Origin of the sequence: Labrenzia sp. PHM005, assembly GCF_006517275.1 — a bacterium.
In the GTDB taxonomy this organism is placed as follows: domain Bacteria; phylum Pseudomonadota; class Alphaproteobacteria; order Rhizobiales; family Stappiaceae; genus Roseibium.
This window is the reverse complement of record NZ_CP041191.1, coordinates 2,785,407-2,806,027: the sequence shown is the minus strand read 5'-3', so window position 1 is coordinate 2,806,027 and position 20,621 is coordinate 2,785,407. Positions and strand designations below refer to the sequence as shown.

At 57.2% G+C, this 20,621-nt stretch carries 14 protein-coding genes and 1 other RNA gene; 2 read left to right on the top strand and 13 right to left on the bottom strand.

The genetic code is table 11. The features are described from left to right. Nucleotides 1-6: 6 nt before the first annotated feature. The 11 genes from FJ695_RS12595 to FJ695_RS12545 all read right to left on the bottom strand — a co-directional run bounded on the left by FJ695_RS12595 (nucleotide 7) and on the right by FJ695_RS12545 (nucleotide 15,004). A complete protein-coding gene (locus tag FJ695_RS12595) occupies nucleotides 7-1,164 on the bottom strand; it encodes an FtsW/RodA/SpoVE family cell cycle protein (RefSeq protein WP_141185776.1) in 1,158 nt (385 codons plus the stop codon). After that, nucleotides 1,165-2,565, bottom strand: a complete 1,401-nt coding sequence (gene murD, locus FJ695_RS12590) for a UDP-N-acetylmuramoyl-L-alanine--D-glutamate ligase (RefSeq protein ID WP_141185775.1) — start codon at nucleotides 2,563-2,565, stop codon at nucleotides 1,165-1,167. 5 nt (nucleotides 2,566-2,570) lie between these two features. Next, the gene (gene mraY / locus FJ695_RS12585; protein ID WP_141185774.1) at nucleotides 2,571-3,653 is read right to left on the bottom strand and encodes a phospho-N-acetylmuramoyl-pentapeptide-transferase; all 1,083 of its coding nucleotides are present in this window, start codon (nucleotides 3,651-3,653) and stop codon (nucleotides 2,571-2,573) included. A 10-nt stretch (nucleotides 3,654-3,663) separates the two neighbouring features. Continuing rightward, on the bottom strand, nucleotides 3,664-5,094 hold the full coding sequence (locus tag FJ695_RS12580) for a UDP-N-acetylmuramoylalanyl-D-glutamyl-2,6-diaminopimelate--D-alanyl-D-alanine ligase (protein WP_141185773.1): 1,431 nt from the start codon (nucleotides 5,092-5,094) through the stop codon (nucleotides 3,664-3,666). Then, complete coding sequence (locus FJ695_RS12575; RefSeq protein ID WP_141185772.1) at nucleotides 5,091-6,560, bottom strand: UDP-N-acetylmuramoyl-L-alanyl-D-glutamate--2,6-diaminopimelate ligase; 1,470 nt, start codon at nucleotides 6,558-6,560, stop codon at nucleotides 5,091-5,093. The genes FJ695_RS12580 and FJ695_RS12575 overlap by 4 nt, the downstream gene beginning before the upstream one ends. Nucleotides 6,561-6,664: 104 nt before the next feature. After that, on the bottom strand, nucleotides 6,665-8,377 hold the full coding sequence (locus tag FJ695_RS12570) for a penicillin-binding protein 2 (RefSeq protein WP_141185771.1): 1,713 nt from the start codon (nucleotides 8,375-8,377) through the stop codon (nucleotides 6,665-6,667). A 12-nt stretch (nucleotides 8,378-8,389) separates the two neighbouring features. Then, entirely contained in the window at nucleotides 8,390-8,746 is a 357-nt protein-coding gene (locus FJ695_RS12565) for a hypothetical protein (protein WP_141185770.1), read from the bottom strand. Between the two features lies 1 nt (nucleotide 8,747). Continuing rightward, the gene (gene rsmH, locus FJ695_RS12560; protein WP_141185769.1) at nucleotides 8,748-9,788 is read right to left on the bottom strand and encodes a 16S rRNA (cytosine(1402)-N(4))-methyltransferase RsmH; all 1,041 of its coding nucleotides are present in this window, start codon (nucleotides 9,786-9,788) and stop codon (nucleotides 8,748-8,750) included. Further along, complete coding sequence (locus FJ695_RS12555; protein ID WP_141185768.1) at nucleotides 9,785-10,252, bottom strand: division/cell wall cluster transcriptional repressor MraZ; 468 nt, start codon at nucleotides 10,250-10,252, stop codon at nucleotides 9,785-9,787. Before FJ695_RS12555 ends, rsmH begins: the two co-directional genes overlap by 4 nt. Before the next feature lie 460 nt (nucleotides 10,253-10,712). Then, a complete protein-coding gene (locus FJ695_RS28025) occupies nucleotides 10,713-13,754 on the bottom strand; it encodes a hypothetical protein (RefSeq protein ID WP_168206347.1) in 3,042 nt (1,013 codons plus the stop codon). A 248-nt stretch (nucleotides 13,755-14,002) separates the two neighbouring features. Continuing rightward, nucleotides 14,003-15,004, bottom strand: a complete 1,002-nt coding sequence (locus FJ695_RS12545) for an AraC family transcriptional regulator (RefSeq protein ID WP_141185767.1) — start codon at nucleotides 15,002-15,004, stop codon at nucleotides 14,003-14,005. A gap of 158 nt (nucleotides 15,005-15,162) precedes the next feature. On the opposite strand from FJ695_RS12545, the gene FJ695_RS12540 reads away from it, so the two are divergent. Beyond that, complete coding sequence (locus FJ695_RS12540) at nucleotides 15,163-15,609, top strand: cupin domain-containing protein (RefSeq protein ID WP_141185766.1); 447 nt, start codon at nucleotides 15,163-15,165, stop codon at nucleotides 15,607-15,609. 27 nt (nucleotides 15,610-15,636) lie between these two features. Continuing rightward, the gene (locus FJ695_RS12535; protein ID WP_141185765.1) at nucleotides 15,637-17,124 is read left to right on the top strand and encodes an NAD(P)/FAD-dependent oxidoreductase; all 1,488 of its coding nucleotides are present in this window, start codon (nucleotides 15,637-15,639) and stop codon (nucleotides 17,122-17,124) included. 12 nt (nucleotides 17,125-17,136) lie between these two features. Here the strand turns inward: FJ695_RS12535 and rnpB are convergent. Then, nucleotides 17,137-17,536, bottom strand: an RNA gene (gene rnpB / locus FJ695_RS12530) — RNase P RNA component class A. Nucleotides 17,537-17,611: 75 nt separating this feature from the next. Then, the gene (locus tag FJ695_RS12525; RefSeq protein ID WP_141185764.1) at nucleotides 17,612-20,428 is read right to left on the bottom strand and encodes a DUF2339 domain-containing protein; all 2,817 of its coding nucleotides are present in this window, start codon (nucleotides 20,426-20,428) and stop codon (nucleotides 17,612-17,614) included. Nucleotides 20,429-20,621 lie beyond the last annotated feature (193 nt).

Here is a 20,621-nt window from a genome sequence, read left to right as displayed (position 1 = left end):
AAAGCCTTACATCAAGGACGAGGGTGACAGGCGGCTCACCGTGACAGTATCGCGGGCCATGGGCCGCGGCCGTTTTCGGGTGAGCGCCAATAGAGCTCCGGCGCTCATCGCGGAGGCGAGCAGCGACGAGCCACCATAAGAAATGAAGGGCAAGGTCATGCCCTTGGACGGAATAAGGTGCAGGTTCACAGCCAGGTTGATGGTCGCCTGCAAGCCAAACAGGACTACAAGCCCGGCCGTCGCCAACCGTCCAAAGGCATCCTGATCCCGGCCGGCATGTTGAAGTCCCCGGATCACGATAAAGGCAAAGACGATCACCAGGAGCAGACAGGCAATCACGCCGAATTCCTCGCCAACAACTGCAAAGATGAAGTCGGCGTGGCTATCCGGAAGGATCCGCTTGACGGTCCCCTCTCCTGGCCCGCGGCCGAACCAGCCGCCGGACATGAAGGATTCAAGGGCGGTATCAACCTGGAAGGTGTCGCCTGTGCTCGGATCCAGGAACCGATCCACGCGGCTGGTCACATGCGGCAGAAACGCATAAGCGGCAAAGAGCCCCGCAATGCCGATGATCCCGAGCGCCACAATGATCAGCCAGGAAATTCCATTTAGAAAGAACAGCGCGGCCCACACCATGCCGAGCAGCATTGTCTGGCCAAAGTCCGGCTGAGCAACCAAGAGAATTGCGCACACCGCGAACAGCACAAAGGCAAATAGAACACCGGGTACTTCGCGCCGGCGCCCACTTTCCGACAAAAGAAACGCGATCAGGATGACAAAGGCTGGCTTCAGATATTCCGATGCCTGAAACGACACTCCGGCAATATAGATCCAACGCCGGGCACCTTTTGTTTCAAAGCCCATAAACAGGGTAGCGATCAACAACACCACGGATATGCCGAACACGACTAGAGCGGCCCGCCGCACCATGCGCGGTGTCATCAGCGATCCGGCGAGCATGATCCCAAGCGCAGGAACGGTGAACATGGCTTGACGTTTGACGAAATAGAAGGTCTCAACACCGATGCGTTCCGCCACCGGCGGACTTGCGGCAAAGGCAAACACCACACCCGACAGGAGAAGAATGCCGAAGGCAGCCAGCAGATAGTGATCCACTGTCCAAAACCATTCGGCAAACCGGCTGCGATCGGCGCGCGACACCATTTATGCGACCTCCTGAGTGTTTCCAGCACCCGGCAAGGCACGCACCGCATCTACAAAAGCAGCGCCCCGCAATTCGAAATTGGCATATTGATCGAAGGACGCACAGGCTGGCGACAGCAATATCGCGATTTCCTCAGCACCATCTTCGGCAGCTTCGGCCGCTGCGTCTTGAACCGCCTGAGCCAAAGTCCCGCTGATGGCAAAAGGCACCCGGCCTTCCAAGGTCTTGGCAAAATCCTCGGCCGCCTCCCCAATCAGGAAGGTTTTTGCGATTTTCGGGAAATACTCGTCGAGCGAAGAAATGCCGCCAGACTTGGCACGCCCGCCTGCGATCCAGTAGATCCGATCAAAACTGGACAGCGCCCGCGCTGCTGCGTCGGCGTTCGTGGCCTTGCTGTCGTTGATAAACAAAGTCCGGCCCTGACGGGCGACAACTTCCATCCTGTGGTGAAGTCCTGGAAAACTGGTCATGGCCGCAGCGATCTTATCGCCAGGAACTTCGAGTGCTCTGAGACAAGCAAACGCAGCAGCCGCGTTTTGGCCGTTGTGGTCACCGCGCAGACTGTCGATGCCTGCGAGCAACGCCACTTCAGTCTGGGCGCCGTCGTGCGCTTCGATCAATCGGCCATGATGGGCATAGATACCATCGCTTAGCTCCCGCTCACCCGCAATCCGGCACACCGGCTTTCGCGCGAGTTCCAAACGGTCGGCAATCGCGGAAGATAGTCTGTCATCAACTCCGACAATCGCCACTTTGGCGCCAGCGACCAACCGTTCCTTGATGGCCCCATAGTTTTCTAGCGTGCCATGCCGGTCCAAGTGATCCGGCGACAGGTTCATATGAATGCCAACGGTCGGATCAAGCGTGGGGGCAAGGTCGATCTGATAGGACGAACACTCAACCACGTAATGGCGGCCCGGCCGCGGCGGCTCCAACTCCAGAACCGGCGTGCCGATGTTGCCGCCCATCTGCACATCAAGCCCAAGCTCTTTCAGAAGATGGGTCACCAATGCCGTTGTAGTCGACTTGCCGTTCGTCCCAGTGATCGCGATCAGCGGAGCTTCCGGGCAAAGTTTGCGCCGCTCCCGGCAAAAGAGTTCAACATCGCCAATGACTTCAACACCGGCATCGCGCGCCAACTCTACGGTCCAATGAGGCACCGGATGCGTTAGCGGAACACCGGGGGCGAGCACCAACGCGGCAATGCTAGACCAGTCCAGTGTTTTCAGGTCCTGCGTAATCAGGCCCACCGATGTTGCGTCGGCAACACGTGTCTCACTGTCATCGAAACACACCACATGTGCACCGCCGGCATTCAGAGCCTTGGCGGTCGCAAGACCAGAACCGCCGAGCCCGAAAAGCGCGACGGTTTTTCCTGCAAATGTGGTGATTGGGATCATGCGCCTTACCTCAGCTTCAACGTGGCAAGGCCGATGAGGGCAAGGACGACCGAGATAATCCAGAAGCGGATCACCACCTGGCTTTCCGTCCAACCCTGGATTTCAAAATGGTGATGGATCGGTGCCATGCGGAACACCCGTTTGCCGGTCAGCTTGAACGACATAACCTGGACAATCACGGACACCGCCTCCAGCACAAACAAGCCACCGATGATCGCCAGCACGATTTCGTGTTTGGTGGCAACGGCGATCGCACCGATCATGCCGCCAAGCGCCAAAGACCCGGTATCCCCCATGAAGATCGCGGCGGGCGGTGCGTTGAACCACAAGAACCCGAGACCTGCCCCGATCACCGCCCCGCAGATCACCGCCAATTCGCCTGTCCCAGAGACATGATGGATCTGCAGGTAATTTGCGAAGACAGCGTTACCGGACAGATACGCGATCAGGCCGAAAGAAGCACAAGCGATCATCACCGGGACAATCGCGAGCCCATCCAGACCGTCGGTCAGGTTCACCGCATTGCCGGCCCCAACCATCACGAACGCTGCGAACGGGATGAAGATGATCCCAAGGTTAAGCGTGAAATCCTTCAGGAAGGGAAAGGTGATCGCGGACGAGAATTCAGATGTATCCAGGATCGTGACCGAAAAGGCAGCGGTCGCGGCAATCAAGAACTCCAATCCAAGGCGCGCCTTACCGCCGAATCCCTTGTGCGAGGACTTCGTCACTTTCAAATAGTCGTCATAAAATCCAATCGCGCCGAAGCCGACGGTTACGCCGATAACCACCCAGACATAAGGATTGCTGAGGTCCGACCAGAGCAATGCGGCCACCAACGCACCGGAAAGGATCATCAACCCGCCCATTGTCGGGGTGCCTTTTTTGGTCAGATGGCTTTCAGGCCCATCCGCACGGATCGGTTGGCCATGCCCCTGACGGATGCGCAGGCTGGAAATAATCTTAGGCCCGAAGAGAAAAACGAAGAACAGCGCTGTCATGATTGCTGCGCCGGTCCGGAACGTGATGTACCGGAAAACATTCAGAGCAGAAATTTGATCGGCAAACTGGCCGAGATAATAAAACATCAGGTGTCCTTCACGCCGCTTCGGTGCTGTCCGCAGGCGGATATTCTTTTTTCAACGCTTCGACAAGCGGCCCCATGCGGGTTCCCAATGATCCTTTGATCATCACCACATCACCGGGCTGCACTTCCTTGGTCAACAGATCAGCCAGATCTTTGGCCTCTTCGCGGTAATGCGCCTTAAGAGCCTCCGGAAGTTTTTGCCAGAGCGCATCCATGTGCGGTCCGGCGCAGTAGACCTGATCGATGGCCGCCTCGGTGATTGGCGCAGCCAAATCGGCGTGCAGCCGGTCGGCCTCTGTACCGAGTTCGCGCATATCGCCAATCACAGCAATGCGCCGGCCAGAACTGCCGGGTTCAGCCTGCCCCAGAACGGAAAAGGCAGCCCGCATGGACGCGGGATTGGCATTGTAGCTCTCGTCGATCAATTCGACTTCGCCAGTCCCCACAGTCAGCAAACACCGTTCGCCACGTCCTTTCGGCGCGCGCATGGCGCCAAGTGCTGCCGCCCCAAGATCCAGATCCGCGCCAAGATCGGCAACGGCCGTCAGGACTGCAAGGCTGTTTTGAACGTGATGGCTGCCCGGCGCGCCGATGCCGTAAGAGACATCCCGGCCCAGAATAGACGCTTCCACGCTGGTGCCTTCACCGGTCGGCACAGTCAGTTTGAGCGAGCTGTCCTCAGACCCACTCTGACCGAAAGTGTGAACGGTCGGCACACCCGCGGTCACAGCCAGGAACCGCAGGAGATCGTATTGTTTGTTGTCCTTGTTGAGGATTGCAACACCGCCCGGCTCCAGGCCATCGAAAATCTCGGCTTTGGCCTGGGCGATCTTTTCGACAGATTCGAAGAACTCGATGTGAACAGCCTCAACTGTGGTGATCACCGCCACATGCGGCCGGACCATTTTGACCAGCGGCGTGATCTCTCCGGCATGGTTCATGCCGATTTCAAAAATACCGTATTCCGTATCGGCCGGCATCCGGGCGAGCGTCAGCGGCACCCCCCAGTGATTGTTGAAGGATGCAACGGACGCATGCACCTTTCCGGAGGGTTCCAACGCCAGCCGCAGCGCTTCCTTGGTGCCGGTTTTGCCGACAGACCCGGTTACCGCAACTATACGTGCTTCCGTGCGGGCCCGGGCAGCAATTCCTAGCGCGCGCATGGCTTCCAGCGGGTCTTCAACTACCACGTAGCGGCCGTCTTCCGGCAACTCTTCCAAGCGGCTTTCGGCAACGAGCGCCAAAGACGCGCCCGCTTCCAAAGCAGCTGCGACATAGTCATGTCCGTCCAGCCGGTCGCCCTTGATTGCAATGAAGGCATCGCCCGGCTCCAGGCTCCGGCTATCGATGGAAATTCCGGTGATCTCGGCGCCAACATCCCCCTTGGCAGTTCCGCCGCAGGCTTCGATAAAGGCTTCAGATGTCCAAAGCGGATCGCTCATGTGTTTCCCAGTTGGCTGATGGCGCTGCGAACGGCGTCGTGGTCCGAGAACGGAATCACTGTGTCGCCAACAATCTGGCCGGTTTCGTGACCTTTGCCGGCAACACACAGGATATCACCGGATTTCAGGCGCTTGACCCCTTCGGCGATGGCTTCGGCCCGGTCGCCGATTTCCAATCCGCTCGGCGCGCCTTGCAATACGGCTTTGCGAATTGCCGCTGGTTCCTCGGATCTTGGATTGTCATCCGTCACGATCACAAGATCCGCATGCCGGGCGGCGGCCTCACCCATCAGCGGCCGTTTCCCGGGGTCCCGGTCACCGCCTGCGCCAACCACGACAGACAGTTTGCCGTTAGCAAAAGGCTTCAAGGCCGCAAGCGCCTTATCCAGGGCATCCGGCTTATGAGCATAGTCAATGAAGACAAGGCCGCCGGAGACTGTTTGGCCAGCAAGTTCCAAACGTCCCGGTGCGCCTTTCAGGTTTTCCAGAGCCCGTAGGGTAGCGCCGGTATCGTTGCCGGCCGCAATCGCAAGGCCAGCAGCAATCAAGGCATTGGACACCTGGAAGCGGCCGATCAGCGGCAAGGTAATTTTGTATTCACCGCGCGCTGTCTCGATCGTCAGCTCCTGGCCTGCGCCACTTGGCTTCAAGCCGGTCAGCTTGAGATCCTGCCCTGTCTCTCCAACGGTAAAGACAGGCAACTTCCGATTTGCGGCAATGTCCAAAATCCGGTCGGCATATGTTTCGCCCGGATCAACAACAACTGTCCCGCCAGCGGGCAACAACTCTTCAAAGAGGCGCAGCTTGGCTTGAAGGTAGTCTTCAATGGTCGGATGGTAATCCATATGATCCCGACCGAGATTGGTAAAGGCGGCCGCCGTCAGCTGAACGCCATCCAGACGGTATTGATCCAGACCGTGAGACGACGCCTCCAGGGCCGCATATTGAATGCCTTCGTCCGAAAGCTCCGCGAGATCTTTCTGCAGTGCCACTGGATCAGGTGTTGTCAGACCGCCGTAACTCTCACCACCCGGCTTTATGATCCCGAGCGTGCCGAGGCTGGCTGAGGGATGCCCAGCGGCTTGAAAAATCTGACGGACAAAATGAGCAACAGACGTCTTTCCGGCGGTACCGGTGACCGCGACGATTGTGTCCGGTTGGCGTCCAAAATACCTGGCCGCCATTCTCGCGAATGTGAGACGTGGCTCTTCAGAACTCAGCACAGCCACGGAGGCCGGAACCTGCGCACGCACGGTATCTGCAGCATCGTTGGAACACAGGATCGCAACCGCACCGGCTTCGACCGCTTTCGGCACGAAGCGCACGCCATCGACTGTGGAGCCTTTGAAGGCAGCAAACAGGAAACCCGGCTGAACTTTGCGGCTGTCTGCCGTCAGCCCTGAAATCGAAAGGCCTTTTGCCGTATCCGGCAAATCCATGCCGTCGGCTAAGTGCTCAAGGTGCATAACATCCGATCATCCGGTTCGTGCGTCGTCTTAGTCGGAAGCTTATGTTTGAACCGGATTACGGCTGCGACCCCGCCGGACCAATCAACTTCCCAAGTGTCTCCTTAATAGGAAATTTCGATCGGTTCATCCCCTTTACCGAACCGCGGCATCACGCCAAGCATTGGAGCGGCCCGGCGAATGATGGATCCGGCGGTCGGGCCGGCGTTCAAACCAGCTGTAGCGCCAATGCCTTCCCGTTCCGGTTTTGGCTCATCCACAACAACCAGAACCACGTATCTCGGGTCATCCATTGGGAAAGCTGACAAGAAGGAATTGCGGCGCTTGTTGTTCACATAAACACCGTTTTCGATCTTCTCTGCTGTCCCTGTTTTCCCGCCAACAGTGTAGCCAGGAACGTCGGCGCGGCGGCCGGATCCAGACAAGACATTCAGGCGGAACAGATAGCGCATCATGCGGCTGACTTCTGGAGAAATGACCTGTTTTTTCAGCGCGTTAACTTCATCTGGAGTACGCGGCATAAAGGTCGGCGGCAGCAAGGATCCACCGTTCACCATTGCCGCAGCGGCAACGGCGGTTTGCATCGGCGTGACCGACAAACCGTGCCCGAAGGAGATGGTCATCGCGGCCAGTTCGTTCCATTTGGGCGGCAGCAGCGGAGCAGCATTTTCCGGGAGTTCTGTCTGCAAGCGCTTGGTCAAATGCAACCGGCCGAGGAATTCTTTCTGGCGAGCAACACCCGTTGCCAGCATCATTTTGGCGGTGCCGATGTTGGATGAATAGATGAAGATTTCCGGCACAGACAGGATGCGGTTTTTCCCGTGGAAATCGGTAATCGTACGACCCGCAGCGCGGATCGGACGGGTCGCATCGAAGCTGTCATTGATGGTAACCGCCCCCGAATCTAAGGCCATCGCCGTTGTGAAGGCCTTGAACACCGATCCCATTTCGAAGACGCCACCGGTCGCGCGGTTAAGCCGATCCCGCTCCAGTGCCTCTGCGCGATCGTTCGGATCATAGTCCGGCAATGACGACATGGCGACGACTTCGCCGGTCTTGGCGTCCAAGACGATGCCAGCTGCGGCGATGGCCTTGTAGCGCTCCATCGCTTTAACGAGTTCGTCGCGCACGACATGCTGGACCCGCAGATCGACCGACAAGCGCACTGGCTCCATTGAGCGGCCTGCTGCAAATCCGACGGACTGCAGATCACCGAGCCATTGATCGTCGACGTATTTTTCAATTCCGCTGAGGCCCTGGTTGTCGACGTTCACAGCACCCACGATGTGGCCGGCGGTCGGACCACCTGGGTAAAAACGCTGATTTTCAGACAGGAACCCGACACCAGGTAGACCGAGATCGTGTACTTCTTCCGCCTTATCCGGCGTCATTTCCCGCTTCAACCAGACAAAACCGGCACCACTTTCCAGGCGGCGGCGGACAAGAGCCTCGTCCAGTTCCGGCAGAACGCGGGTGAGACCCTCAACAGCCTCATCGACATCGATGATCCGGCGCGGTTCGGCATAAAGGGACGCGGTCTTGATATCGGTCGCGAGAATTTCGCCGTTGCGGTCAATCAGGTCCGGCCGGGACGCGGCAATGGAATCCTGGGCGGAAATCCAGGCCCGGGACGGCGCTTCATCCATTTGTGCCAGATAAATCAGACGTCCGCCAATCGCGGCATAAACACACGCAAAGGCGATCATCGCCAGATAGACCCGCGATTTTACTGCGCTCGATGAAACAGAGCTGCGCACCGCTCGGGGTTGAGCCCGCCGGACCTGGAGAAAGCTTGCTGGTTCATGTGCCAAAGTCATTGCCGAAAGCCCCTACCTGATCATCGCCGAAGAGCCGGCATAGCCGCCCATCTGGTCCGCACCGCCGACCGGCTCCAGAATGACCGGACGTGCCGGAAGCTCGTCCGGCATCACGATCTGCTTAACTTCCAACGGTTCCAGCTGAAGATAATCGTTGTAACGCTCAACGAGGTTCTGCAGCCGATCCGGTTTGTTCAGCAGGCTCCACTCAGCCCGCAAATGCCGGATGGCATCGCGCTCTTCATCGATTTGCCGCTGCAGTTCCGCAACTTTTTCTGCCGATTTCGTGGCAGCCATCTTCAGGTCGTAAACGGTCGCCGCACCGATAACGACGGCCACAACGAACAAGATGTTGAGCACTCGAACCATATCAGCCCCCTAGCCCATGAAATGCTGCAAGGCGCGGCACGCCGGCCGCATGAATGTCCAGCTCGCGGGCTGGAGCATCTGTGCGGCGCCCAGCGCGCAGCTTGGCCGAGCGTGCACGGGGATTGGCATCGGTCTCCGTATCTCGCGCCTCGACGGCCTTGCGTGTCAGATTTTCAAATGTTGCCGGCGGCACTTCTTCTTCCGGCATATGCCGCGACCCACCGCCCCGTGTTTTGGTGCGATCCTGGAAGAACCTTTTGACAATCCGGTCTTCCAGCGAATGGAAGCTCACCAGAACAAGGCGACCGCCCGGCTTCAAAATCTGCTCAGCTGCCCCTAAAGCCTTTGCCGCCTGATGTAATTCGCCATTCACGTAAATCCGGAGCGCCTGAAACGTCCGGGTTGCCGGATGGATCTGAGCCTTCTTCGGCGACCGGCCCAGCACCTTCTCGATCAAATTGGCGAGCTCAAGCGTTCGGGAAAACGGCTTTTCCTTACGCGCATTGTCTATGGCATGCGCGACAGATGTGGCGCGTTTTTCCTCGCCCAAAAGACCGATAATCCGGATGAGGTCGCGCACCGGCAGCTCATTGACGACATCGGCCGCCGACGGCCCCGCCTGCTCCATCCGCATGTCGAGCGGCCCATCCCGCAGGAAAGAAAAACCCCGGTCAGCTTCATCCAACTGCATGGACGATACGCCGAGATCGAGAACGACGCCATCTACGCCGTCAAACCCGTTGTCGCGGGCATGGGTTTCAAGATCGGCAAATTGACCAGGCACCAGGATGAGCCGGCCCTCAGATTGCTTGACCAGCTCCTGTCCACCAGCGATCGCATCCGGATCCCGGTCGATACCGACCACCGTTGCGCCAGCGTCCAAAAGCTTGCGGGAATAGCCACCTGCCCCGAATGTCCCGTCGACGATGACCTTTCCAGGCTGCGGAGCAAGCCATTCCAGAACCTCATCGAGGAGAACCGGCACGTGGCGCTCTGGTCCGCCAGCGTCAAGAACGTCCTTCTTGTCGCCGAGCGCCATCATACTGGCTCTCCTTGTGAGGATGCCGGGAGTTGACCCGACAGCATTGCGAGCGCGCGCTTTTGGGCCTCTGCGCGATACTCGCGGAACTTTTCCGGTTCCCAGATCTGAAACTTGTAATCCATGCCGACAAAGGTGACCTGATCGGTCAAACCCGCGTGATCCCGGATCATATCGGAGAGGATCATCCGGCCATCTCCATCGATCTTGATGATCTCACTGGCGCCAAAAAGCGCTGCAGCCAGCATGTCGTGGTCCGGGGTGAGTTTGGCAAATTGCTGGGCGCGGTTCTGGATCTCTTCAACAAGCTGATTGCCGCCGGCATCCACTGCCGGGCAATGCGCTGATGAGATACAATAAAGACCTTCAAACCCGTCTCTCGCCAATACCGCGCGGAAGGCTGCCGGGATCGACACGCGACCCTTGGCATCCAGCCGGTTGGTAAAATGCGAAACAAAGCCGGCCATACATCCCCGCCGCGGACCCCCGTCCGCTCAAACCCCATAAACACCCATGAATGAAAGAAACGGGCTGAACCCTGTCAGGACATGCAAATTGCGACGGCAGCTCTTGCCAGCTCGTTAAGTCATGTCCTGAGCCCAATACATACGGGCCCGCACTCCCCATTCTGGGTAACTATGGGATACCATGGGTTTTCATGGGCGGTCAATGGAATCTCATGGATTCCTGGTCGATTTGATCGCACACGACCCCGTCGAGCGACCTTACGCCCAACATGCTTAATGAAGCCTTGACAGAATTGTAGAATCGGAGTCGCAGAAATACGGAGGTTTGACGCGGGCGCAGCGATGAGAAGCCCAGACTTCCGCCTACCTCAAAGACTTGTGGATACAAAAAACGCCGCGGAAAAACCGCGGCGTAAGTTTGAGCATGCGCTCTTCGCGGCGCTCAAAACACTTCGTTATCTCACAATAGGAAGTCTGTGTTTCCGAGAGCACGAAGCTGGTCAGCGACGCCTCCGGCATCGGACACAACAGTGTTCCAGTCTGCCGCTGTCAGGTTAGCGAGCGACAAATCCTCAGCCTGGATGTTTTCCAGCACATAGGTGTGTCCGCCATTGTTCTGAACGGTGATCGTCAGATCAGTCCCGATCTCCTGGAGCGAGATGTCATTGGCTGACAAGCTGCTGAAATCCAGTAGATCCTCAGAGGCATCAAAGTTCAGCACCGAGACTTCCCTTCCCCAATCCCAGGTAATTGCCACTGTATCGGCACCCGATCCAAGGTTGATCATGTCCGAAGTAGACGGAGGGACCGTTGTGGCCGGCGGCGTTGGAACTTCCGAAGTGTCTGATGTATCGGGCGCGTCTTGTGTATCCGGGGTACCGGTGCCAGGGACAGCGCCAACACCTTCACGAACCTGGAACCCGTCAGTCCCTTGACCGGCCGGCGCTTCCGGCGTCAGCAACGCCTCCCGAGACACCAACGACACATCGTTTTGATCAATCCCGAACGGGGCCTCCAGATTGTCTTCCATTACCTGATCGAAATGGAACTCCAGATTGCCCGGAATGAGATCGGCTTTTTGAACACCGGTGAAGGTGAAGCTCTGACCACTCGGCAGGACACTGATGACCATTCCATTCGGCGTATCCTCAACGCTCAAGCGCTCGCGTGTGCCGAAATAAAGGAAACTGATCTTCTGTGTCGCCGGATCAAACCCGTTGATGACTTCGGCCTGCCCGTATTCATGAGAGCGGATATAGACCGTGTCGCCATCCCGCGGGCCGATGCCCTTTTCCCAGGAAAGAACGCCGCCGAGATCCTGACGCAGGTGCTCGTTGCCGACCACGCCAAAGCTCTCAATGGTGAGATCCGCGAGCTGGACACCTTGCAGGATTTGCATGTCCGGCCCCCACGGATTATCGACGATAGGCTCACCGTTGGGGGTCATGTTCAAGATCAGGCCATGAACCGAAGCATTGCCGAAGTCGAGCTGATCCGCGGCCGGGTTAAAGCCAACGATATCATCCTTGCCAAACTCCGCGGCCCATTTGACGCCACCGAGATCACTTGCACCGGACGGAACCGGCGTGTTGGACCCATCCGCATCATAGATCACATCGAACCCACCGGCGTCCGGTGTCTCGATAGTTTGACCCAGCAGACTGGCGACTTCATTGAGAGCCGATTCTTCAGCCAACATGAAGTTGCTCATGGTCATGTCCGCTAGTGACACGTCCGTCAGCACGGTTGTGTTGGCAACCTCGCCGGTAGCTGTGTAGACGGTAACCGTCAGACCGTTTGCCGTATCCTGAATCTCAAGGCGTTCCGCAATGACACCGGCTTCAAGATGAAGCATGTCCCCACCCGCCGGATCAAAATCCGGGATCACACGGGATGGGCTGTTCGGCATGATCATGATCATTTGCGCCCCATCCGGCATATCCGGCATGTCTGGATTATCGGGCATGTCCGGCGTGCCAGGCCCAGAACCTGTTCCCACCTGCGACAGGATTTCCCGGCCGGTTTCCGTGCTCTGGATCGTGAAATTCGAGGCAGACAGATCGTTCAATGTAACCCCTTGCAGCGTCACGGTCTGATTGTTCGATGCCATCGTGAAAATCACGTTGCCATTGACTTCCGTGACATCGATCGCGTCCGGCCCAAACCAGTCGATGAAGATGGTGTCACTTTGTGGGTTGAAGTTGGACACGACACGATCCGTGCCCCACGCCCAGGTGATCACAACCGAAGCATTTGCCGCCGTGACCCCAGCGGTTCCGTTCCAGCTGCCCGGATCAGTGGGCGGGGCCGGTGCGGGATCAACCGGGTCCGGGTCAACGGGATCAGGATCGACCGGATCAGGGTCAACCGGGACCTCGGGATCCGGATCAACAGGATCTGGATCCACCGGCACTTCGGGATCGGGCGTTCCGCTATCCTGACCGATCAAACCGAAAATCTTGCTGGCTGTCCCAGAATCCAGGACGGTGAAATTGGAGGGGCTGAGATCAGACAGCTGCACCCCTTGAAGGGTTGCGGTCTGATTGTTGGATGCTACGGCAAACACAACACCGGTTGCCGTCTGGGTAACTGTGAGTTCGGCCGCACCAATCCAGTCAACGAAGATGCTGCCGGTCGCAGGATCGAAGTTCGAAACAACCGTGTCCTGTCCCCAAGACCAGGTGATCACGACGTCCGCAGAACCTTCGTCTACATCAGCCGACCCATTGCCCCCATTTCCTGGCGTCCCCGGGGTACCGGGCGTTCCGCCGTCTGGCGTTCCAAGCCCTTCATCCCCGGTCAAACGGCTCTCATAGAAGGCAATCGCCTCAGCAACGGTCGGAACATCAAAACCGCCGAACTGCTCCATATACTGCAGAATGGACGTGCCATATTCATCGGTGCTGACCGCCCCGCTTTGCAGAAGGGATGCTGTGCCCCAGGCACCTCGCAAGTGCGCTGCGGCCATTATCCCGGTCAATGTCAGCTCAACCGTCACCGTCTGGCCGTTCTGCGTGTAGGTCGCAGTCTGGCCGATATAGTCGCTCAGCGATTGGCCGCTGTTTGCGAGCTGGTTTTCGATGACCTGAAGATTGTAACCAAAGGCTTCCTGGATCGCGACAACCTGGGCGGCCTTGGTTGTGAAGTCCGCAAAGGAGTTCACGCCGTTCTTCCCGGTCCAGGTCCCATCCCAGGTGTTGGTGGCAGCCCCGTTTCCATAAAAAACAGTGTCGTCGTAGTAGCCAAGATCGATGAGCAGTGCTTCACCGAACTGAAAGCCGACAAAGCCAAGCGAATTCTGAGACTGGTAGGCCATTGTCTCCCATTCGGCATCGGTCAGCTGAGACCAGCTCGAATACTGCGGAAACCGGTTTTGCACCGGGCCGCCAGCCCATTGATCAAGTTGCCAATCCTGTATGATACCGGCGTCGTAGCGCGCCCGGTCCCATCCAGATTCAAATGCCAGTAAAGCAGACAAGAAGTCTTGATATGTTCCGGCCATGTGTTCCCTGCCTATTGAGTACTTAACAACTCAAGACTAGGCAGCGATATCGCGCGTAACATGGACGCAAGATTAAAAGTTCAAGGAATTATCAAGGCAAAACCGCCGCAATTCGCCTTATTTCGAACCACTCACTCAAACGCCAAAGAATATAACACTTCCCAACTAGGTTTTATTCCAAATTTTCGTTCTTTCACCTTCAGAATAGCCGAAACTGGTGAGAGACATCTCCAATTCGTCCACACGGCCTAACAATACATCTTGCTGCGCGCGGTTATGCGCGGCGACTCTCCGAAGCGTTTTTTGTAAGCGACCGAAAACCGGCCGAGATGCCGGTGCCCGGAAAGCTCTGCCACTTCGCTAATCGGAAGATGTCCGTTCCCCGCCAGCAGAAGATGCCGCGCCAGGTTCAGCCGACAGTCTTGCAAGTATTGAACCGGCGTCCGGTCCAATTCCCGTTTGAAAATCAGCTGCAGATTGCGCGGCGTGGTGCCGGCATGGCGGCTGAGGTCGAGAAGACTGATATCCTCCCGCAACCGGTCATGGATCATGGTAACAGCCCGCTTCAAAATAGCCGGGGCCGCCCGGCACTCTGGCCTGGAAAGCAGCGGCGAAACCGTGTTTTCCTGTATTTCCAGTAGGGCCATGACCAGCCCCTCTTCGATGTGCCGCTGCCGCACACTTGGGGCAACTTGAAACGCATGGCCTTCTTCAGCGGCATGCACCACACCCGAAAGTCCACGGTACCAGCTTGAAGACTTCACACTTCTCAAACAGAATTCGGATTTGAAGCGCACCCCGTCGCCAAGGGACATACCGCTCAAATTAGCTGCGATCCCGGTTAAAAAGTCTTTGTCGATCTGCAACAGCAGCTGCTCGCAACCGGCATGCCAGCGCATGGCCGTGTGACGGTCCGGATTGAGGATCGTTGCTGTATCTCTGTTTGAGGCGACAGTCTGGCAGCCATTGGTAACTTCTGCAGTTCCGCTCAACGGGATCTGAATCAGGAAAAAATCCGTCAACTCGCCCGGTTCAATAGTCACATCCGCGCCATAGCGCAGGTAGTTGAGAGACAAATGCTCGCCGGCAATCCGGTGCTGGCAGGCATCGAAACGATCGGACGCTGCCATCCGGTCCAAACGATGGCTACAGAAATGGCGCGCGACAACTTCCCGGGCTTCGTCCACGTCATGTGTCTGAAAGCGCCGGTAATCGCTGAGCGGAGTTCTGCCATGAGCCTGCAACACCATGAGAAAAACATGCCCTCAACGCTGGGGCAGGATCAAGCATTCTCGCTGCTGCAATGCGGCATTTTGCTGCTCCAGCCAAAGTAATTTCGCAATCTGGATAATTGTTTCGAACCGGCCAAGGTTAGCCTCTGGAGGTCTAAATAAGAGGGGACATAAAAATGCAAAATGGAGCCGGGATTACCGCATCCGCTGAAGGACTGGACGGCGTCAGCTGGAATGTCGTCGGCCACACCTACACACCTAAGGTTCACAGCACCAACGCTTTCATCTGGCATGCAGTTGTGCCCGCGGACACCTTTGTTCCGCCGCATATTCACCCGACCCAAGACGAGTGGATCGTCATGCTCGAGGGGGAACTGGAGGTCGAAATGGGCGGCCAAGTCCATAAGGCCGGGCCCGGCGACACCGTCCGCATGCCGATGGGTGAAGCGCATGGCATCTTCAACCGGTCCGGAAAAACAGCGACTTGCGTCTTTGGCGTCGCCCCGGCCCGCAAGTTGTTTGATTTGTTCGGCGCCCTCAACGGCGTGACGGATCCCGAAGAGCTGGTGCGCCTGTCCGCACTTCACGAAGTCGATTTTCTGCCCCCGCCCGATCAGGCCTGATCAACCGCGCTTTCAAAAGGGGAAAACATGACCAAACGGAAATCAGTCGCCGTCATTGGCGGCGGCGTCAGCGGCTTGGCGGCTGCCAAGGCGTTCGACGAGCGCGGACATAGGGTTTTTGGGTTTGAGCGCAGCCACGATTTCGGCGGGGTGTGGGAGCTCTCCCGGTCCTATCCGGATGTCCAGACCCAATCGCCTAAGGACCTTTACCGCTTTACTGACCTGCCCATGCCGGACGACTATCCGGAATGGCCGAAAGGACCGCAGGTTCACGCCTATATTCATGCCTATGCCAAGAAACATAATCTGGCGCGACTGTTTCAGCTCAACACGAATGTTCTATCCATGGACCGCCAGGCTGACGGTCAGCCGGGCTGGACCTTGACGCTGGAAGCTGCCGGCAAGACCTGGACCCAGGATTTTGACTTTGTTGCCGTCTGTACCGGCCAGTTCTCGGACAAGAACATCATCTCCCACCCGGGCCAGGATGCATTTGTTGAGGCTGGCGGTCAGGTGATGCACAGCTCCGACTACGCCGACAGTTCTTTGGCCAAGGGAAAGAATGTCGTGGTGCTCGGCGGATCGAAATCATCCACCGACATCGCCGTCAATGCGGCTAAAAACGGAGCCAAATCAGTCACCATGGTCTACCGCGAACCGGTTTGGCGGATTCCGTACTTTATTGGCGGTATCAACTTCAAACGGTTGTTGTACATGCGCGCCCAGGAACAACAGTTCAACAGCTGGCAGCCGTCCGTTCTGGGCAAAATCCTGTCGACGGTCTTCAAGCCTCTGATCTGGGCCAACTTCCGCGGCCTGGAGACGCTGCTCAAAGCGCAGTTGAAACTGAAGAAATGGGACATGGTGCCCGATGTTCCAATCGAGAAGGACGCATCCTGCTCACTGCCGATTGTGACACCTGGCTTGTTTGAGGGGTTTGAGGACGGCTCGATCAAGCCGGTCCGGGGGACCATCGACCGTTATGAGGACGGCTGCGCGGTTCTGACCACCGGCGACAGGATTCCCTGCGATGTCTCGGTCCTGGCGGTCGGATGGAAGCTTGGCGTGCCGTATCTGGCGCAAGAACATCAGGACAAGCTGGTCGATGCAGATGGCCAATACCGGGTCTACCGCCTATCGGTGAACCCTGATCTTCCGGACATGGGCTTTGTCGGCTTCAACTCCAGCTTCTGTACGATCTTGTCTGCCGAAATGATCGCAAATTGGCTGGTGCGCTATGCAGATGGCCAGCTGGCGAACCAGCCAAGCGACCGGGAAATGAGGGAAAACATCGAGATGATGCTGAATTGGCGGCGCAATGAACGCCCGGCGGCGCAGGTTTACGGCGGCCTGTGTTCAGCCCCGTTCCACTTCCGGCACTTCGATGAGCTGTTGGCCGATATGGGAGCAACCGTATCCAAACGGTCCAACCCGCTCGCCGAACAGTTCTCTTATCCGAATGCGGATGCTTATGGCGGTTATCTCGCCAGCACGCCGCAATATGCGGCCGGATAACCGGAAGGAGAATTTGCCAGCCGGCCTGTAAGCCGGGTTCTGTATGGCCCGCCGAAGCGGACGTGACAGCCATTCATCTGGGACGCCTGTTGCCAGACGCCTTACGCAACCAACCCGGACAACTGGCCTGGAAACCAGCCTGGGCCCTGGATCACTCCAGGGTCCGCGTTGTCCCTATTCGGTTTTGCTCCCGGTGGGGTTTACCGTGCCGCCGCTGTTACCAGAGGCGCGGTGGGCTCTTACTCCACCCTTTCACCCTTACCCCGGCAAAGCCGGGGCGGTTTGCTTTCTGTGGCACTTTCCCTAAGGTCGCCCTCGCCGGGTGTTACCCGGCACCGTGTTTCCATGGAGCCCGGACTTTCCTCCCCCGCGGCCTTTCGGCGCTTGCGGCAGCGGCTGTCCGGCCGACTGGCGCCCCGGGACTTAGGTTGCTTTGAGGACCAGGTCAAGCTGAGCATCCGGTTCTGTGACTTTCCCTGTGTGAAAGCTACCTCGAAGCCGCCTCATCATCCGGGCCTGTTTCTCGCTGCAAAGTCGAGGTTGCCAAAATCATGCGCTGGTAAAGATATCCGATACCGATGAGCGTCAAACCAAGTCCAATAAAGGACATAGCCCGAAGAACCCCTTCAAGCGCGGACATATCGATCAGGAAGACTTTGAGTACAACAACCGCAATGATCCCACCCGACACCTGGCGCAAGCGCAACTGGTCCCACTTGAGGCCGGCAAGAAGGCAGAGAACCCCTATCAACAGCCAGACGAAGGAATAGACGTATTGCTCCAAATCCCGGATTGGCGAACTGGTCAAAACGTCAGGGCTGAAGCTGTTGCGGATGGTTAGATTGATGAACAAGAAGCCGAACAGAACAGCAAACACAAACACAGTCTTTGTGTACCAGTCGGGCCGGCGGCGTCTCGCGGCGAGTGACAGCAGCCCAAAAAGGATGCAAGGCAATCCGTAAGCGAAGGTCACCCAGTTGATGATCAAGCCTGTACCAACGGACTGGCCAGTCAGGACCGGATTGTTGATCAAAAACAGCGAATAACCGCCGATCACCATACCGCCAACACTCAACGCCATCGCCATAACTTCCAGCACCGACTGCCGTTTTCCTGGCAGAAAGCGTGTCAACGCCAGCGACAAACCGGCGCCGACCAGAACCAGCATGGCGGACCCTTGGAAACGGGACCCCGGGTCACCGAACCGGAACAGCGGATCAACAGCATGAAGCGACAGCATCGATAGGGTCAAAGCCAAGGTGAAAATCGCAATAGCCTGCATCGCTTCGGACCAGCGGTCCTGTTTTCTTGCCGTCATCACCACAGCCGAGACAACAAATCCGGCGCACGGGACCCCATAACCGTAAAGGAGAGCGTTGAAGACCGGTGTTTTTCCAAGCGCATCGCCGACGATGAAGGGATCCCACTGAAGCCTAAGCGCATATGGAATGACAGCGAGCGGCGTTAGAACTCTCAACTGCGGCAAGGGATACCGCTGATAAACGAGCATTACCGCCGGTACCAGCAAACCAAGCGCGACTGTAAGCGCGGCCTTTTCAAAGGCCAACGTTGCTGAGAACGTGACGGCAAACAGTCCCCCAATGAGCCAAGCGGACAAGCATTCCGGTCCGCCCAAGTCGTTGGAGAGTTCATCTTTGAACCGCTCGGCGACTGCGAAATAAAGCAACCCGAGAGCCAGCGCCAATCCCGCGAAGGTTATTGAGACCTGCCAGGATTCAATGCGCAAGTACGCAATTGCGAACAACCCTGATGTGGCCAAAACAGAACCACTTGCAATCACAGCCCGCCCAGCGCTCCGCGCGGAACCCAAAATGCCAGTAAAGAATACGAGAACTCCGAAAAACAGAACAAAGCTGACAAATTCGCTCAGGGCTTCTGTTGCTTCAGGCGGCAGCGGCGATATCACTTGCGCCAGACCATCCGCACCATTCATCAAAGCTGTAATGTCCAGCTCTGCCTGAAACTGAAAAACATGGATCAGAGCACATATCAGCGGAACAAATACTGCGTAGCGAAGTGCAGAATGAACGTAGGCAAGAGCAAACGGCAAAAGCAGCAGCATAGCCATTTCAAACCCACTGGCGCTGACAGAATGCTGAAATTGCATCTGTCCGAGCATGGGCAATGAAAAGATGGATAAGGCGACCGTTGCCGCGCGGTCGATCGGCGCGGCATGTCCCGGATCTACAGCATGAACCCGCCAGACGAAACCGCCATAAACAATCATCAGCGCGCCGGTGAAATAGACGTTCAGCAGCAGCCTGTCCCCCGGGCCAGCGCCGATTTCCATAAGGCAGGTATAGAGAAACAGGCCTGCTACCGCAGCCCCGGCAAACCAGAGCCATCCCCGAAACCGCCCAATGGCTACAGCGGCGGCTGACACTGCAAGAATGTAGAAGACCAGCGGCAGAATATCGCTGGACTGAGAGCTGATGAGAAACGGCACCACATAACTGCCGAGCAACCCCAGTGTTGCCAGCGCCGGACCATGAAGCAGTGCTGTCAACATTGCTGAAAACGCGAGAAGGCCAAGAAGCACGAAAGCCGCGAGTGGCCCAATCAAGCCATAAAGCGCATGGGCGGCAAAGACGGATCCAAACAGAACCAATGTACCTGAAGCGGTAAGCGTCGCCGGGATGTTGGCATTGTCATATCCAGGTACTTTGAAACGCTGCGGCTGTCGCCGGCTCCACTCACCGCCGACAAGAAGCACCACGCCGAGCAGAGCCCCAAGAAGAACACGAGGAAGTGGCCCGAGAACACCATGGTCCACCGCGTATTTGACCAGGAAAATGCCGCCAATAGCGAGCGTTACACCGCCAACCCAGATGCTCCAGCGCGCGCCAATTGTTTGTTCCTTTTCGATACTGGCAGATGCCTGCGCGTCGGCTTCCGAAACACCTGCCGCGATAGGCGGCACAGTTTTCTTTTCCTCGGAAGTATCCTTTACTTTTGTAGGTTTTTGCGCGCGCCAAGGTCCAATTTGGAAATCCGGGTTTGTCGATGGAGGTTCATCAGCCTCCCTGAAAACATCTGACGGGCGCGCAGCCGATTTTCTGGTGTCTGGGGTGTCACTCTCCTCAGCCGCATTTGCATCTGGAGCTGCGTTTTTATCTGCAAAGACTGCCTTCAGACTTGCAAGTTCAGCACGCGTCTTATGCAAATCCTGCGAGAGCGTTGAGACTTGGCGTTCAACACTGGACACCCGGACCAAGAGAACAACGGGCAAGACCAGGGAAATAAAAAATACAACAAGACCGACGACTACAAACAGCAAATCCAACTCAGTCCTTCCTGCACTCGATCCGTACTCAAAGCGCTACACATCTGTGTTCGACAAGCGAAAAAATTCACATTCCCGCCGAGGCCACATCAAAAAGTCAAACTGCAATTTGAACCTTTAAAAACCGTCCTTCAAAAACAGCAATCCCAAAACACCTCAAAAGATCACTGACACCGCATTTGCCGGGGTCATG

What these genes read in the sequence shown, in the direction of transcription:
- FJ695_RS12595 (WP_141185776.1), bottom strand. Translation starts at nt 1,164, where the DNA reads ATGGTGTCGCGCGCCGATCGCAGCCGGTTTGCCGAATGGTTTTGGACA.
- murD (WP_141185775.1), bottom strand. Translation starts at nt 2,565, where the DNA reads ATGATCCCAATCACCACATTTGCAGGAAAAACCGTCGCGCTTTTCGGG.
- mraY (WP_141185774.1), bottom strand. Translation starts at nt 3,653, where the DNA reads ATGTTTTATTATCTCGGCCAGTTTGCCGATCAAATTTCTGCTCTGAAT.
- FJ695_RS12580 (WP_141185773.1), bottom strand. Translation starts at nt 5,094, where the DNA reads ATGAGCGATCCGCTTTGGACATCTGAAGCCTTTATCGAAGCCTGCGGC.
- FJ695_RS12575 (WP_141185772.1), bottom strand. Translation starts at nt 6,560, where the DNA reads ATGCACCTTGAGCACTTAGCCGACGGCATGGATTTGCCGGATACGGCA.
- FJ695_RS12570 (WP_141185771.1), bottom strand. Translation starts at nt 8,377, where the DNA reads ATGACTTTGGCACATGAACCAGCAAGCTTTCTCCAGGTCCGGCGGGCT.
- FJ695_RS12565 (WP_141185770.1), bottom strand. Translation starts at nt 8,746, where the DNA reads ATGGTTCGAGTGCTCAACATCTTGTTCGTTGTGGCCGTCGTTATCGGT.
- rsmH (WP_141185769.1), bottom strand. Translation starts at nt 9,788, where the DNA reads ATGATGGCGCTCGGCGACAAGAAGGACGTTCTTGACGCTGGCGGACCA.
- FJ695_RS12555 (WP_141185768.1), bottom strand. Translation starts at nt 10,252, where the DNA reads ATGGCCGGCTTTGTTTCGCATTTTACCAACCGGCTGGATGCCAAGGGT.
- FJ695_RS28025 (WP_168206347.1), bottom strand. Translation starts at nt 13,754, where the DNA reads ATGGCCGGAACATATCAAGACTTCTTGTCTGCTTTACTGGCATTTGAA.
- FJ695_RS12545 (WP_141185767.1), bottom strand. Translation starts at nt 15,004, where the DNA reads ATGGTGTTGCAGGCTCATGGCAGAACTCCGCTCAGCGATTACCGGCGC.
- FJ695_RS12540 (WP_141185766.1), top strand. Translation starts at nt 15,163, where the DNA reads ATGCAAAATGGAGCCGGGATTACCGCATCCGCTGAAGGACTGGACGGC.
- FJ695_RS12535 (WP_141185765.1), top strand. Translation starts at nt 15,637, where the DNA reads ATGACCAAACGGAAATCAGTCGCCGTCATTGGCGGCGGCGTCAGCGGC.